4 protein-coding genes are annotated in these 15,319 nt (G+C 67.4%); 3 read left to right on the top strand and 1 reads right to left on the bottom strand.

The features are described from left to right. Positions 1-14 precede the first annotated feature (14 nt). Positions 15-9,824 carry a type I polyketide synthase gene (locus ACWEO2_RS34270; RefSeq protein WP_452409144.1) on the top strand — a complete coding sequence of 3,270 codons (9,810 nt, stop codon included), beginning with the start codon at positions 15-17 and terminating at the stop codon, positions 9,822-9,824. 151 nt (positions 9,825-9,975) lie between these two features. Here the strand turns inward: ACWEO2_RS34270 and ACWEO2_RS34275 are convergent, their stop codons facing one another. After that, positions 9,976-12,096, bottom strand: coding sequence for an AMP-binding protein (locus tag ACWEO2_RS34275; RefSeq protein WP_452409145.1), 2,121 nt, complete (start codon positions 12,094-12,096; stop codon positions 9,976-9,978). Positions 12,097-12,917: 821 nt separating this feature from the next. On the opposite strand from ACWEO2_RS34275, the gene araB reads away from it, so the two are divergent. Together araB and ACWEO2_RS34285 are read left to right on the top strand one after the other, a co-directional pair. Further along, on the top strand, positions 12,918-14,588 hold the full coding sequence (araB, locus tag ACWEO2_RS34280; protein WP_452409146.1) for a ribulokinase: 1,671 nt from the start codon (positions 12,918-12,920) through the stop codon (positions 14,586-14,588). Beyond that, the gene (locus tag ACWEO2_RS34285; protein ID WP_452409147.1) at positions 14,585-15,289 is read left to right on the top strand and encodes an L-ribulose-5-phosphate 4-epimerase; all 705 of its coding nucleotides are present in this window, start codon (positions 14,585-14,587) and stop codon (positions 15,287-15,289) included. Before araB ends, ACWEO2_RS34285 begins: the two co-directional genes overlap by 4 nt. Positions 15,290-15,319 lie beyond the last annotated feature (30 nt).

Raw genomic sequence — 15,319 nt, forward strand, 5'->3', positions numbered from 1 at the left:
TGAGGAAACAGCCGATGGCTCTGTCTATCGACGAACTTGTTGCGGCGCTGCGTGTTTCGGCCAAGGACAATGCCGTGCTGCGGCAAGCGAACGACAAGCTGGTGGCGACGATGTCGGAGCCGGTGGCGATCGTCGGGATGGGCTGCCGCTTCCCCGGCGGGGTGTCCTCGGCGGCGGATCTGTGGGACGTGGTGGCCGAGAGCAGGGACGTGATGTCCGGCTTTCCGGCCGATCGAGGTTGGCAGGTCGCCGCGTCGCTGGAGGTGCGCGCGGGCGGATTCGTCCATGACGCGGACCGGTTCGACGCGGGATTCTTCGGGATCAGCCCGCGCGAGGCACTGGCGATGGATCCGCAGCAGCGGGTACTGCTGGAAACCTGTTGGGAGGCAATCGAACACGCGGGCATCGACCCGAACTCGTTGCGCGGCAGTGACACCGGCGTGTTCATGGGAGTGGCGGGATCCGGCTACGGGCTGGGGGCGACCGAGGACGACGGCGTCGAGGGCTACCTGCTGACCGGGACCGCGTCGAGCGTGGTGTCGGGCCGGGTGTCCTACGTGCTCGGTCTGGAAGGTCCCGCGGTGTCTGTGGACACGGCGTGCTCATCGAGTCTTGTCGCGCTGCATCAGGCGGTGCAGTCGGTGCGCTCCGGTGAGAGCTCGCTGGCGCTGGCGGGCGGTGTGACGGTGATGGCCACCCCGGCAGTTTTCACCGAGTTTTCGCGGCAGGGTGGCCTGTCGGCCGACGCGCGGTGCAAGGCCTTCGCCGACGCGGCGGACGGCACCGGATGGTCGGAGGGTGCCGGGGTCCTGGTCGTCGAGCGGTTGTCGCAGGCGCGGCGACGCGGCCACCGGGTGCTCGCCGTGGTGCGCGGGTCGGCGGTGAACCAGGACGGTGCGTCGAACGGTTTGACGGCGCCGAATGGTCCGGCACAGCAGCGGGTGATCCTGCGGGCGCTGGCGAACGCCGGTGTGCCCGCGTCCGAGGTGGATGTGGTCGAGGCGCACGGGACCGGCACCAGATTGGGTGACCCGATCGAGGCGCAGGCGTTGCTGGCCACCTACGGCCAGGATCGGCCCGCGGATCGGCCACTGTGGCTGGGCGCAGTGAAATCGAACATCGGCCACACCGTATCCGCGGCGGGAGTCGCCGGAGTGATCAAAATGGTGGAGGCGCTGCGCCGTGGCGTGCTGCCAGCCACCCTGCACGTGGATGCGCCGTCGACACAGGTGGATTGGTCCGCCGGTGCGGTGGAGTTGCTTGTCGAACAACGGGAATGGCGCGTCGACGGTCGGCCTCGGCGGGCCGGGGTGTCGTCGTTCGGGATCTCCGGCACCAATGCCCACGTCATTCTCGAGCAAGCCCCCCAGATCGAAATCACCGACGACACCGTCACATCCGAGGTGGGGCTCGCCGGGGTGCCGTGGGTCCTGTCGGCACGCAGCCGGCAGGCATTGGCGGACCAGGCGTCGCGGTTGTCGGCATGGGTGCGCGAGCGCCCGGACTCGAACCCGGTGGATATCGGCTGGTCGTTGGCGACCACCCGGGCGCGATTCGAGCACCGGGCAGTCATCGTGGGTGCGGATCGCGCGCAGCTGCTGTCCGGGCTGGCGGCGCTGGCCGACGGCGAGCCGTCACCGGACGTGGCCAACGGCGTCGCCGGTGTCACCGGAAAGACCGTGCTGGTGTTCCCGGGCCAGGGCTCCCAGTGGGTCGGAATGGGTGTCGAGCTGATGGATTCGGCACCGGAGTTCGCGCGGATGATGACGGAGTGCGCCGAAGCGCTTGCGCCACTGGTCGACTGGTCGCTGCTCGAGGTGCTGCGCGGAGCGCCGGGTGCGCCGTCGCTGGACCGCACCGATGTGGTGCAGCCGGTGCTGTTCGCGGTGATGGTGTCGCTAGCGGAATTGTGGCGCTCGCTCGGGGTGGTGCCGGATGCGGTGGTCGGCCACTCACAAGGCGAGATCGCGGCCGCGTATGTGGCGGGAGCGCTGTCGCTGGGGGACGCCGCACGGCTGGTGGTCGTCCGTTCCAGGGCGTTGACCGAAGTGTCCGGCGCCGGTGCGATGGCCTCGGTTGCCTTGCCCGCCACCGCTATCGGCGCGCGATTGGCCGGGCGGGACGGGCTGGCGGTGGCCGCGGCGAACGGGCCGCGCACGACGGTCGTGTCCGGCGCACCCGAGCAACTGGAGGAGTTTCTGGCCGAGTGCATCGCGGATGGCATCTACGTGGGCCGGATCGCGGTGGACTACGCGTCGCACTCGCCCCAGGTCGACTCGTTGCGCGCGGAGCTGCTGGACGCCGCGCGCACCGTCACGGCGCGGTCGTCGCAGGTGTCGTTCTATTCCACGGTGACAGCCGCGGCACTGGACACGGCCGAATTGGATGCGGCGTACTGGTTTCGGAATCTCCGCGAGACCGTGCGGTTCGAGGAGGCTGTGCAAGCCTTGCTTGCCGACGGATACCGCACATTCGTCGAGGCCAGCCCACATCCGTTGCTGACCTTGGGAATCGAGCAGTGCCGCGAGGCGGCGGCCGCGGACGAGAAGACCACGATTGTCGGATCCCTGCGGCGCGGCGAGGGCGGGCTGACCCGGTTCCTTGCGTCGGTGGCGCAGGTGGATGTGGTCGGTGCGGCGAAGGTGCGGTGGGACGCGGTCTTCGAAGGGCACGCGCCGGAGCCGGTGACGTTGCCGACGTATGCATTTCAGCGGCAGCGCTTCTGGCTGTCGCCAACTCCTGCCGATACCGCCGACGGTCTGCATGTCGTGCAGTGGCGTGCGATACCGGCACCGCGACGACCGCACCATATCTTCTTCGCGGACTGGACCTCCATCGATGGCGATGCGGTGCCACCGGTGCTGGTTCTCGATTGCCGGGTCGATCGTGGTGGCGATGTGCCCGCCGAGACGCGGCGGACCATGCACGAGACGCTGGAGGTGTTGCAGGCGTTTTCGCGCGAGCCGCGATGGGCATCGAGCACGCTGCTCATGGTTACTCGCGGCACCGTGAAGCTTGCCGGAGAGGACGTTCCGGATCCGGCGGGATCGGCGGTCTGGGGGTTGGTGCGTTCGGCACAATCGGAGGATCCGGGCCGGATCGTGCTCGTGGACAACGACACCGAGGGCGCCCTACCATCGGAGACCGTCGCCGCGGTACTGGCATCCGGGGAACCACAGCTTGCCATTCGTCATGGTGTGCTGCATGCGCCGCGGCTGATGCGGGCCGGGGCAAGCGAGGGCACAACCAGAGCGGGTATCAAAGCAGCTCTGGCCGCTGGGACGGTCATGATCACCGGCGGCACAGGTGGTTTGGGCGCGGCGGTAGCTCGGCATCTGGTCGCCGAGTGGGGTGCCGCGTCGCTGATGTTGGTGAGTCGGCGCGGAATGGCTGCGGTGGGGGCAGCGCAGCTGGCCGGGGACCTGACCGATTCAGGGGCTCGGGTACAGGTGGTGGCATGTGACGTGTCGGATCGCGACGCGGTGACAGCGGCGATCGCCGCAGTGCCCGACGAGTTCCCCCTGGTTGGTGTGGTGCATGCGGCGGGTGTGCTCGATGACGGTGTGCTCGGGTCACTGACCCCGGAGCGGATCGATTCCGTGCTGGCGGCGAAAGCGGATGCGGCGTGGTATCTGCACGAGCTGACGCGGGACCTGGATCTGGCGATGTTCGTGCTGTTCTCGGCGGCCGCCGGAATCCTGGGAGCGCCCGGGCAAGCCAATTACGCTGCGGCGAATACGTTTCTGGACGGGCTGGCCGCGCATCGTCGCAGCACCGGCTCGGTCGCGACGTCCATTGCGTGGGGTCTGTGGGAATCGAGTACCGGAATGACCGGGCACCTGGGGAGTTCCGATGCCACGCGGCTGAGTCGTGCTGGTGTGCTGGGGTTGTCGACCACGCAAGGATTGGCGTTGTTCGATGCAGCCGTGGATCAGGCCCGCGCGGGAGTTGTCGCGGTTCGCCTGGATCAGCGGGCGCTGGCGGCGCAAGCTCGGGCCGGGGTGGTCGCCCCGTTACTGCGCGAACTGGTGCCGGAGTCACCGCCCGCGGCGGACGCCACCGCCGGTCCCGCGAAGCTCGCACTGCGGCAGCGGCTCTCGAGCCTGACCAGCACTGATCGGATTCCGGTCGTGCTCGACCTGGTGCGCGCCCAGGTTGCCGGGGTACTCGGTCACACGAGCGCAGCCGACATCGACCCGGACCGCAATTTCCGCGAGCTGGGATTCGACTCGCTCACCGCGGTCGACGCCCGCAACCGGCTCGGTGCCGCAACCGGGCTCAGGCTGCCCGCGACCGTAGTTTTCGACTATCCGACGCCGCATGCCGTCGCGCGATTCGTCCTCGGTGAGTTGTTCGGCGACCAGTCGGATGGCGAGACCGGATCGGTTGCTCCGGCCACCACGGCGGGACCAGCGGATCCGGTGGCGATCGTGGGGATCGGCTGCCGCTTCCCGGGCGGCGTTTCCTCGCCGGAGGACTTGTGGCGCCTGGTGGCCGAGGGACGAGACGTAGTGTCCGGAATTCCCGCCGACCGGGGCTGGGATATCGCGGGATTCGCGGTACGGGAGGGTGGATTCGTCCGCGACGCGGGCGATTTCGATGCCGGATTCTTCGGGATCAGTCCACGCGAAGCCCTGGCGATGGACCCCCAGCAGCGGATGCTGCTCGAAACATGCTGGGAAGCTGTGGAACACGCCCGGATCGACCCACGTTCGCTGCGGGGGAGCGACACCGGTGTGTTCATCGGTGTCGCGGGATCCGGATATGGCACAGGGGCAACCGAGGAAGACGGCGTCGCAGGCTACCTGCTGACCGGGACCGCGTCGAGCGTGGTGTCGGGCCGGGTGTCCTATGTGCTCGGTCTGGAAGGCCCTGCGGTATCGGTGGACACAGCGTGCTCGTCGTCATTGGTGGCGCTGCACCAGGCAGTGCAAGCCGTGCGTTCGGGCGAGTGCCGACTGGCGTTGGCCGGCGGAGTGACCGTGATGGCGTCGCCGGGGGTGTTCGTGGAGTTCTCGCGACAGGGCGGGCTGGCCCCGGATGGTCGGTGCAAGGCATTCGCCGATGCCGCGGACGGCACCGGATGGAGTGAAGGCGCCGGGGTACTGGTGGTCGAGCGGCTGTCCGACGCGCGGCGTCGCGGCCATCACGTACTTGCGGTCGTACGGGGCAGTGCGGTGAATCAGGATGGTGCGTCGAATGGTTTGACCGCGCCGAATGGTCCGTCCCAGCAGCGGGTGATCCGCCGGGCCCTGGCGATTGCGGGGATCGCCGCAGCCGAGGTCGATGTGGTGGAGGCGCACGGTACCGGCACCACCTTGGGAGATCCGATCGAGGCACAGGCGTTGCTGGCCACCTACGGGCGGGACCGGCCGAGGGACCGTCCGCTGTGGCTGGGCTCGATCAAATCGAATATCGGTCACACGCAGGCCGCGGCCGGAGTGGCCGGGGTGATCAAGATGATCGAGGCGATGCGGCACGGGTCACTGCCCGCGACCTTGCACGTGGATGCGCCGTCCGCGCATGTGAATTGGTCTGGCGGTGCGGTGGAGCTGCTTGTCGAGCAACGGGAATGGCACGCGGTGGATCACCCGCGTCGCGCCGCGGTGTCCGCGTTCGGGGTGAGCGGCACCAACGCGCACGTGATCCTGGAACAGGCTCCGGTCGGTGAGTTCGGCGCTTTCGATAATGCAGGTGGTGTCACCGCCATCGCCGAAAGGAACCTTTCGGTGGTGCCCTGGGTGGTGACGGCGCGCAGCCGCGCAGCATTGACCCAGCACGCAGGTCGATTGCTGGAATGGGCACGGCAGCAGCCGAATCTGGATCCCGCGAACGTTGGCTGGTCGCTGGCAACCACGAGATCGCGATTCGAGCATCGCGCGGTGGTGCTGGGTACCGACCACGCCGAGTTGCTGTCGGGATTGCGGGCGCTGGCCGCGGATGAGCCATCGGTCGGCGTTGTGCGAGGAGGCGCACCGGACTTCTCGGGTAAGACGGCGTTGGTGTTTCCGGGTCAGGGTGCGCAGTGGTTGGGTATGGGTCGGGGTCTTTATGCGGCGTTTCCGGCGTTCGCGACCGCTTTCGATGAGGTTGTCGCGCGGTTGGACGTGGAGCTTGGTTGTTCGGTGCGTGACGTCGTCTGGGGTTCGGATGCGGGGGCGTTGGATGCCACGGTGTTTGCGCAGGCGGGGTTGTTCGCGGTGGGTGTGGCGCTATTTCGACTGCTCGAATCCTGGGGTGTGCGCCCGGATTTCGTGAGTGGTCATTCGGTGGGTGAGGTGGCGGCCGCTCATGTCGCGGGGGTGTTGTCGTTGGACGATGCGGTGGTGTTGGTGGCGGCGCGGGGTCGGTTGATGCAGGCGTTGCCTGCGGGTGGGGTGATGGCTGTGGTTGCGGCTGCTGAGGCGGAGGTGTTGCCGTTGCTGACCGATGGGGTGGCGGTTGCGGCGGTGAATGGGCCGGGTTCGGTGGTGGTGTCCGGTGTTCGGGATGCGGTGTCCGCCATAGTGGATCACTTCGCGCTGGCGGGGAGGCGGGTGAGTTGGTTGCGGGTGTCGCATGCGTTCCATTCGCCGTTGATTGAGCCGATGCTGGCGAAGTTCGCCGAGGTGGTGGCGGGTCTCGACTTCCATGAGCCCACGATTGGGGTGGTGTCGAATGTGACTGGTGCGGTGGCTGGTTCGGAATTGTCCGCACCGCAGTACTGGGTCCGGCATGTTCGCGAAACGGTGCGCTTCGCCGACGGAATCCGGACCCTAAAGCAGGAGGGAACCACCACATTCTTGATCGCGGGCCCGGACGGCGGCTTGGCCGCATTGATCGTCGAGTCCCTGGAACCGGCGGATGCCGTAACGGTTCCGGTGCTGCGCAAAGACCATTCGGAGCCGTGGACGGCGTTGCAGGCAGTGGCCCGCGTATTCGTCGCTGGATCGAACGTCAGGTGGGACGCGCCCTTCGGGACAGGTAGGCAGCGAATCGCGCTGCCTACCTATGCCTTCCAGCGCCAGCGGTACTGGCTGGACGGTGCCGGTCGCGCGGACCGTGCCGGAGACCTGATCGATGACCAGTTCTGGACAGCTGTCGACCGCGGCGATACCACCCCGCTGGGAATCGATCCGGAACTGCAATTCAGCAAGGTCCTACCGCAGCTGTCGCGATGGCGCCGTGATCGCAAGGACCGTTCGGCGCTAGACCTGTGGCGCTACCGGATCGAATGGAAACCCTTGGCCGACAGCCACGCAATGTTGTCGGGGACGTGGCTGCTCATCGATTCGCCCGCCGACCCGCTGCCCCAGGACCTTGTGCTGGCCCTCACCGAATCAGGTGCCCGGACACGAACCGCGACGATTGATGCCGACCGAACAACACGCCTCGAACTCGCTGCGTTGATCCGATCGGAAAGCGCGTCCGGCGAACTGTCCGGCGTGCTGTCGTTTCTCGCCTCGGATGATCTGCCCAGCTCCGCTGCCCCGGCGATGTCCCGCGGCGTCCTGGGGAATCTCCTTCTGCTACAAGGCCTGATCGATGCCGGAGCCGCGGTGCCCTTCTGGTGTGTGACCACCGGCGCGGTTGCGGTGCACCCGTCCGAGCACGTCGGCAGCACCAGACAGGCCCAGATGTGGGGGATCGGCCAGGTGGCGGGTTTGGAATTGCCGGATTCGTGGGGCGGTCTGGTCGACCTTGCGCCCGACCGGGACCACACGCTGACTCGCCGACTGGTGAGCGCGCTGTCCCGCACCGACGGCGAAGATCAGCTCGCGGTCCGGGCATCGGGCGTGTACGGCAGGCGAATGATGCGAGCGTCATCGCCGAACTCCGGTTCGACGGAACCTTGGATACCCAGCGGCACCGTGTTGATCACCGGTGGCACCGGCGGAATCGGTGCACAGCTCGCACGCAGGCTGGCACACGGCGGCGCGGAACATGTGGTACTGGTGAGCCGCCGCGGACGGCATGCACCCGGCGCAGCGGAGCTCGAGCGGGAGCTCGCGAGTCTGGGCGCCCGAGTGACGATCCGCGCGGCCGATGTCACCGAACGTAGCGATATGGCAGCGATTTTGGCCGCGATAGATGCCGGGGACACACCATTGACCGCGGTCGTCCACGCGGCCGGGGTCGCAGCGCAGTGCCCGATCACCGAAATCGAGCCATCGTCACTGACGGCGGTGTTGGCCCCCAAGGTCATCGGCGCCGAGCACTTGGACGAATTGCTCGGCTCGCGTCGGCTGGACACGTTCGTCTTGTTCTCCTCCGGCGCCGCCACCTGGGGCAGCGCGGGCGGGGCCGGATATGCCGCTGCCAACGCGTTTGTGAACAGCCTCGCCGAGCGCCGACGCGCGCGCGGTCTGGTCGCCACCGCGCTCGCCTGGGGCGCCTGGTCGGGCGCGGGCATGGCGCAAGCCGCCGACGCGCGGCAATACATGAACCGCAGCGGCCTGCGATTGATGGCGCCGGAGCAGGCGATGCAAGCGCTGGAGATGGCAGTCGGCGCCGACGAAACACTGCTCACCATCGCCGATATCGACTGGGAACTGTTCAGCTCCGTCTACACCATGGCCCGGCGCCGCCCCCTCATCGCCGACATCCCCGACGCAGGCCGCGAAACCGCCGAGCATCGCACAGCCGATGTCACGGAACCCGCACTGCGGCAGCGCCTCACCGGACTGACCGAGCCCGACCAGGTGCGGTTGATCCTGGACGTGGTGCGCACCCAACTCGCACTGGTGCTCGGCCACGACGGGCCGGACGCGATCGATGCCGACCGCAGTTTCCAGGATCTGGGTTTCGACTCCCTGGCCGCGGTCGAGACCCGCAACCGGCTCGGTGAGACCACGGGGATCCGGATGACACTCGCGACGCTGTTCGATCACGGCACCCCGGCAGCTGTGGCCGGACACATTATGAAAGAGCTCGCGGCAAACGACTCTTCCCGTATCCCCGGGGCATCTCGCGCGGCCGTCGACAAGCCGCCCGTGGCAGGCGAAACGCTCGTCGATCTGTTCAAAGACGCGGTGGCGTCGAACCGGGTGAACGCCGGATATGGCTTGCTGCACGCAGCGGCGCGGCTGCGCCCCGTCTTCGAATCGGACCAGGCGGCGACGGCAACCGCTGCGGTCCGGCTCAGCGAGGGGACGGGCCCGCATCTCGTCTTCCTCTGCGCACCAACATTTACCGGAGGAATCCACCAACACCTGCGCATCGCCGCCGCGTTCAGCGGCCGCAGGCGAGTATCCAGCGTCCCCCTGCCCGGGTTCGACTCGGCCGACCCCCTGCCGTCCGGCCCGGCAGCCGCGGTCGCCGCACTCGCCGGGGCGGTACTAGAGATCACCGATGACAATCCCATAGTGCTGGTCGGCCACTCGGCCGCCGGATACCTCGCCCAGGCCACCGCGGCCCACCTATGCACAGTGCCGGGCATCGAACTGGGCGGCCTCGTCCTGCTGGACACCTTCGATATGGGCACCGAGGTGCCACGCGCGCAACAGGTTGAAGCCCTGCTCGAGATGGACGTCGCATGGGGCGAACTAACCGGCGCCGGCCTCACCGCAATGGTCGCATGGTCGGAACTGTTACCTGCCCTGAACTGCCACCCCCCGACCAGCCCGACCCTGCTCATCACGTGCGCCAAACCCTACTTCTGGCGCACATCGCCTACCGGCGACCGCGAACCCTTGCTGGCCCGCCCGTGGTCGAGTTCGCAGACGCTCCGCATGCTCGACACCGACCATTTCGCCATGGTCGCGGACGATTCGCACCTGACCGCACGCGCCATGGACGACTGGCTGGACCGACTCTGGAACGAGAGGCCAGGTCAGGCCGTATGAGCCGACCACCGATCTGGGTCGAATTGAGGTGGCATCGGCGAAGTTGCGTGAGTTGTTGGCGATGAGTGAGGAGCAGCGGCAACGTCCTTGGATCGAGCACCGCGAGCAGTACCACGCGGCGGCGGGGTAGCGGCTGGCAGGCGGGCAAGAGCTAGAGCGGCGATTGATGTGCCGGGATGCCGGTCAGCAGCCGCTTGAGCACTTTTCCGGTGTCCCCGCGCGGCAGCGCCGGCAGGAAGGTGACATCGCGTGGCACCGAGTACCGGCTGAGTCGATGCCGGATGTAGGTGCGGATCATGTCCGGATCCAGGCCGGAGCCTTCGCGTTTGACGATGAACGCGGCCAGCCGCTGGCCGAATTCGTGATCGGGCACCCCGATCACGGCGACATCGGTGATCTGCGGCAGATGCGCCAGCGCCTCCTCCACCGGGCGTGGGAAGACGTTCTCACCGCCGGAAATGATCATCTCGTCGTCGCGACCGGCGATGAAAAGCCGCCCGGCGGCGTCGAGGTAGCCGAGATCGCCGGTGTCGAGCATGCCGTCGGTCTCGGCCGGTGGCGCCGAATTGACGTAGCCGTCGAAGAGCATGTGGTTGCCGACGTAGATGCGGCCGGTCGCGCCGATCGGCACCGGCTGCTGATCCGGGCCCAGCAGCGCGATTCTCGTGCCCAGCGGCGGGCGGCCGGCGGTGGTGGGGGAGATACGCAGATCCTCGGGCGTGGCGATGGTGGCCCAGGACACCTCGGTGGAACCGTAGATGTTGTAGAGGATGTCGCCGTGGGTGTCCATGAACTGCAGAACCGTAGCGCCGGCCAGTGGGGCGCCGCAGCTGGCCACGATGCGCAGGCTCGTGGTGTTGTGCCGGGCCCGCGTCGTCTGCGGCAGGTCGAGGATGCGCTGCACCATGGTGGGCACTGCCACCATGGTGGTGACCTGGTTTTCGGCGATCAGACGCAGGGTGTCGCGGGCGTCGAAATGTTCGGTCAGCACCACGGCGGCGCGCAGCGCGGTGCTCAGCTGCAGGGCCGCCAGCCCCCAGGTGTGGAACAGCGGCGACGGGATGAGCATGGTCTCGTTCATCTGCAATGGGATGCGCGACAGCAGCGCGGCCACGGTGGCGAACCCCTTCGGCTGTGGGCGGCGCGCGCCCTTGGGGGTGCCGCTGGTGCCGGAGGTGAGTACGATCAGCCGGCCGGGACGGGGTGGGCGGCGGAAGTCATTGTGTCCCTGGTTGATCAGGTCGTCGATGGTGGTGCGGCCGGGTGTCGGGTGGTGCGGGTCGGTGCCGAAGCGGCGGATGCCGGGGTGCAGGTAGTGCACGAGCTTTTCCAGGTCGGTGTCGACGAACAGGTGCGCCAGGCGATGGTGCTGCACGATCTCCTCGATCCGCCGGGCCGACAGGCCCGCGTTCAACAGCACTACGTCGACGCCCAGCTTCCCGGCGGCGACCATGGTTTCGACCATGCCGGCGTGGTTGTGCGCCAGCAGCCCGATCGCGTCGCCATATCCGAGCCCGAGCGCGGCCAGCGCGCCGGCCAGCAGCTGGCTGCGCTCGTGGACCTCGGCGAAGGTGCGGCTGCCGTGATCGTCGACGATCGCGACCCGCCGCGGTGAGTGCGCGGCCGCGGCAGCGTAGCCGCCGGCCAGGTTGAAACCCCACTTTGCCAGGCGCGCAATTTGTTTCACGCCAAGGTCGAGGCGATAGGTGCGCCCCACCCCGGTGCTGGCGATCTGCCGGGCCACGTCGGCACGCCGCCGCACCGGAGCGTCCTCGCCGTTGACGACCACCGAGGTTGGTGTGCCCGCGAGCAAGTCGCCCAACCGGCGCATCCCCGCCTCGAGCCATGCGGTGACGACGGATTTCCGCAGCCCGGCCACACCGGGGTGGATGCGGTCGGCAGCGAAACAAGTCACACTGACGTGAGTGCCCGTGGTGGTGTCCCGAGTGGCACCCGTGGCGGTTTGTCTCCCGGCGCCCTCCCCGAAGTCGCGCAGCCGCATCACGACGAAGCTGCCGGTGGCGGCGCAGTGCAGTCCGATGGTCTTGCGGCCGCGTTCGGCAACGAGAGTTACGGCCAGTGTGTGGATCCCGGTGTCCCGAGTACCTATCCGGAACTGCCACAGCGGACGATCGGCGATGATTCCCAACTGGTCGCACGCGCCGATGCCGGTGAAAACTCTCGAATAGCTCTGTGGATCCGTGAGGAGATCCCAAACAGTATTGCGTGCAGCCGGTAATTCTACCGCCGCATCGATCACATCGATAGCCAATTTCGCATACTTCTCGCGGGCCGGTCCGGGGCGCTGGACCAGCGGTAACTTCTTTGTAACCGGTGCGGTGGACGCCGGTCAAGAAAAGTCTCGCGAGCACTGGCTCCGGTGCGAAAACGGTGTACCTGCGCTGTATTTGAAGTGCATTTTAATGGCTTCAGAACTAATTTCCATGCCAGTCCGGCAATTATTGTGATACTTCTCTGCCATGGAATGTCAGAATTTGTGACATCTATGGGAGGCGGCATGGTTGCCGTGGGAATGGGTTTGCCGAGCATCGCGCAGACGGCGACGTCCACGAGGGCTTGGTCGGCGGTGTGGGTTTCAGGTTCGGCCAGGCCGAATACGGCGGCGGTGAAGACGACGGTGCGGTGACCGGTGTCGTCGGTGTAGCTCTGGCTGGAATAGCCCGGCACCTGGCCGACGTGGCCCCACACCGGCGAATGCAGTTCCGGTCGGTGTGCCGGGCGGGAGCAGCGCGGCCAGATGGGCAGCGTCGGGTTTGTAGCCGTGCGCGAGCAGTGGCTCGGGTCGGCGGGTGGCGGTGGGCAGGTAGGTGTAGGTCAGGTTCAGCGGCGGATAGCCCACCAGCGCGAATCGCGTCGCGCCACAGCGCTGGGCCATCGCGCTGACCAGGCCACGGACATTGTCCAGGGCTTCTCGTTTCGAGCGGCCTGACGCACAACCGACGCCTCGGGCCATTGTCCGAGATGAGCTACACCTCGACGTGAGCGATCACAACGTACTAAACGGTGACTCCTTGACACGGGGCGAATGTTCGCGCTAACAATGTTCGCGTTAACATTGTTAGGAGCGTCACAGTGGTGGACGAGTATGTGGTCGGTGTCGACTTCGGCACGTTGTCCGGGCGTGCGCTTGTGGTGAGGGTGCGGGATGGGGCCGAGTTCGCCAGTGCGGTAACCGAATACCGGCACGGGGTCATCGATCGGAGCCTGCCGGTTACCGGTGCCGAACTGCCTCCGGATTGGGCGCTGCAGGATCCTGAGGACTATCTCGATGTGTTGCGGACGGCCGTGCCCGCCGCGCTGGCCGAATCGGGGGTCGACCCGTCCGATGTCATCGGGATCGCGACGGATTTCACGGCGTGTACGGTGCTGCCCACGCTTGCCGATGGGACGCCGTTGTGTCAGGTGCCCGAGTTCGCGGGGCGGCCGCACGCTTATCCGAAGTTGTGGAAACACCATGCGGCACAACCGCAGGCGGATCGGATCAATGCTCTTGCCGATCAGCGAGGTGAGCCGTGGATCAACCGGTATGGCGGCAAGATCTCGGCGGAATGGGAGTTCGCCAAGGCGCTGCAGATCCTGGAAGAGGATCCGGAGATCTATGCCCGGGCCGAGCGTTTCATCGAGGCGGCGGACTGGATTGTCTGGCAACTGTGCGGTCAGGAGACACGAAACGTCTGTACAGCTGGTTACAAGGGAATTCACCAGGACGGAAGTTGGCCGAGCAGTGACTATCTCGCTGCGCTCGATCCGGACTTCGCCGATTTCGCCGTCGACAAGTTGGTCCACCCGCTGTCCCCGCTCGGTGGTCGTGCCGGCGGCCTGACCGAGCGAGCAGCGGGCTGGACGGGGCTGCGGGCCGGGATCGCGGTCGCGGTCGGCAACGTCGACGCGCACGTCACCGCACCGGCCGCGCAGGCCGTCGACAACGGGCAACTGCTCGCGGTGATGGGCACCTCCACCTGCCATGTCATGAACAGCGATCACCTCGCCGAGGTGCCTGGTATGTGTGGCGTGGTCGACGGCGGAATCATCAGTGGCAGTTGGGGATACGAGGCCGGGCAGAGCGGCGTCGGCGATATCTTCGCGTGGTTCGTCGACTCGTCACTGCCGGGTGCTTATCACGCAGAGGCCGCCGCGCGCGGCATGGACGCCCATGCCCATCTGAGCGACCTGGCGCAGCGGCAGCGGGTCGGCGAGCACGGCCTGGTCGCGCTGGACTGGCACAACGGAAACCGCTCGGTGCTCGTCGACCACGATCTGTCCGGGATCCTGGTCGGCCTAACCCTCGCGACGAAACCCGAAGACATCTATCGCGCATTGCTGGAGGCCACCGCCTTCGGCACCCGCACCATCATCGAATCCTTCGACACCGCAGGCGTTCCCGTTCGAGAACTCGTGATTGCCGGTGGCTTGCTGAAGAACTCGTTGCTGATGCAGATCTATGCCGATGTGACGCGGCTACCGCTGTCGATCATCGGTTCCGATCAGGGCCCGGCGCTCGGCGCGGCCATCCACGCCGCCGTCGCCGCCGGGGCCTACCCGGATGTCCGTACCGCCGCCGCGGCGATGGGCCGGGTACACCGCAACGCCTACCTCCCCGATCCCGACCGCGCCGCCGCCTACGACGCCATCTACGCCGAATACCAAGCCCTGCACGACCATTTCGGCCGCGGCGGCACCGAGGTATTGCACCGGCTGCGGCGCATCCGTAACCACGCACGAAGGGAAGTCGCCACCGCATGAACGAGCGCAGCGAGCGAACAGTAGGCACAGCTGAGCCAACGGTCGCGGCCGTGATTACCGACCTGCGTGCGCAGCTGGTCGATCTGCATCGAGAACTGTTGCGTTGGGGTCTGGTGGTCTGGACCGCGGGCAACGTATCCGCCCGGGTTCCCGGGGAACAGTTGCTGGTCATCAAGCCGAGCGGGGTGTCCTACGACGAACTCACCCCGGATTCGATGGTGGTCTGCGATTTCGACGGCAAGCTGGTCGAGGGCAATCTGTCACCGTCCAGCGATACCGCCGCGCATGCCTACGTCTACCGGGAGATGCCCGAGGTGGGCGGTGTGGTGCATACCCATTCGACCTACGCGAGCGCGTGGGCCGCACGCGCGGAACCGATTCCGTGCGCGCTGACCGCGATGGCCGATGAGTTCGGCGGCGAAATCCCGGTCGGCCCCTTCGCGCTCATCGGCGACGACGATATCGGCCGGGGTGTGGTCGCGACGTTGTCGGGCCACCGCTCCCCGGCCGTCCTGATGCGCAATCACGGCGTCTTCGCGGTCGGGCGCGACGCCCGCGCCGCGGTGAAGGCGGCTGTCATGTGCGAGGACGTGGCTCGCACCGTGCATATCGCGCGCCAGCTCGGTGAGCCGGTCCCCATTGCGCAGGCCGATGTCGACAGCCTGCACGACCGCTACCAGAACGTGTACGGCCAGCACTGAATTCCGGCCGCCGACAAAGGAGTACGTCCT

It is taken from the genome of Nocardia sp. NPDC004278 (assembly GCF_053602975.1).

Bases quoted from the DNA above. Each gene is read 5' to 3' on its own strand.
- ACWEO2_RS34270 (WP_452409144.1), top strand. From the start codon at position 15: ATGGCTCTGTCTATCGACGAACTTGTTGCGGCGCTGCGTGTTTCGGCC.
- ACWEO2_RS34285 (WP_452409147.1), top strand. From the start codon at position 14,585: ATGAACGAGCGCAGCGAGCGAACAGTAGGCACAGCTGAGCCAACGGTC.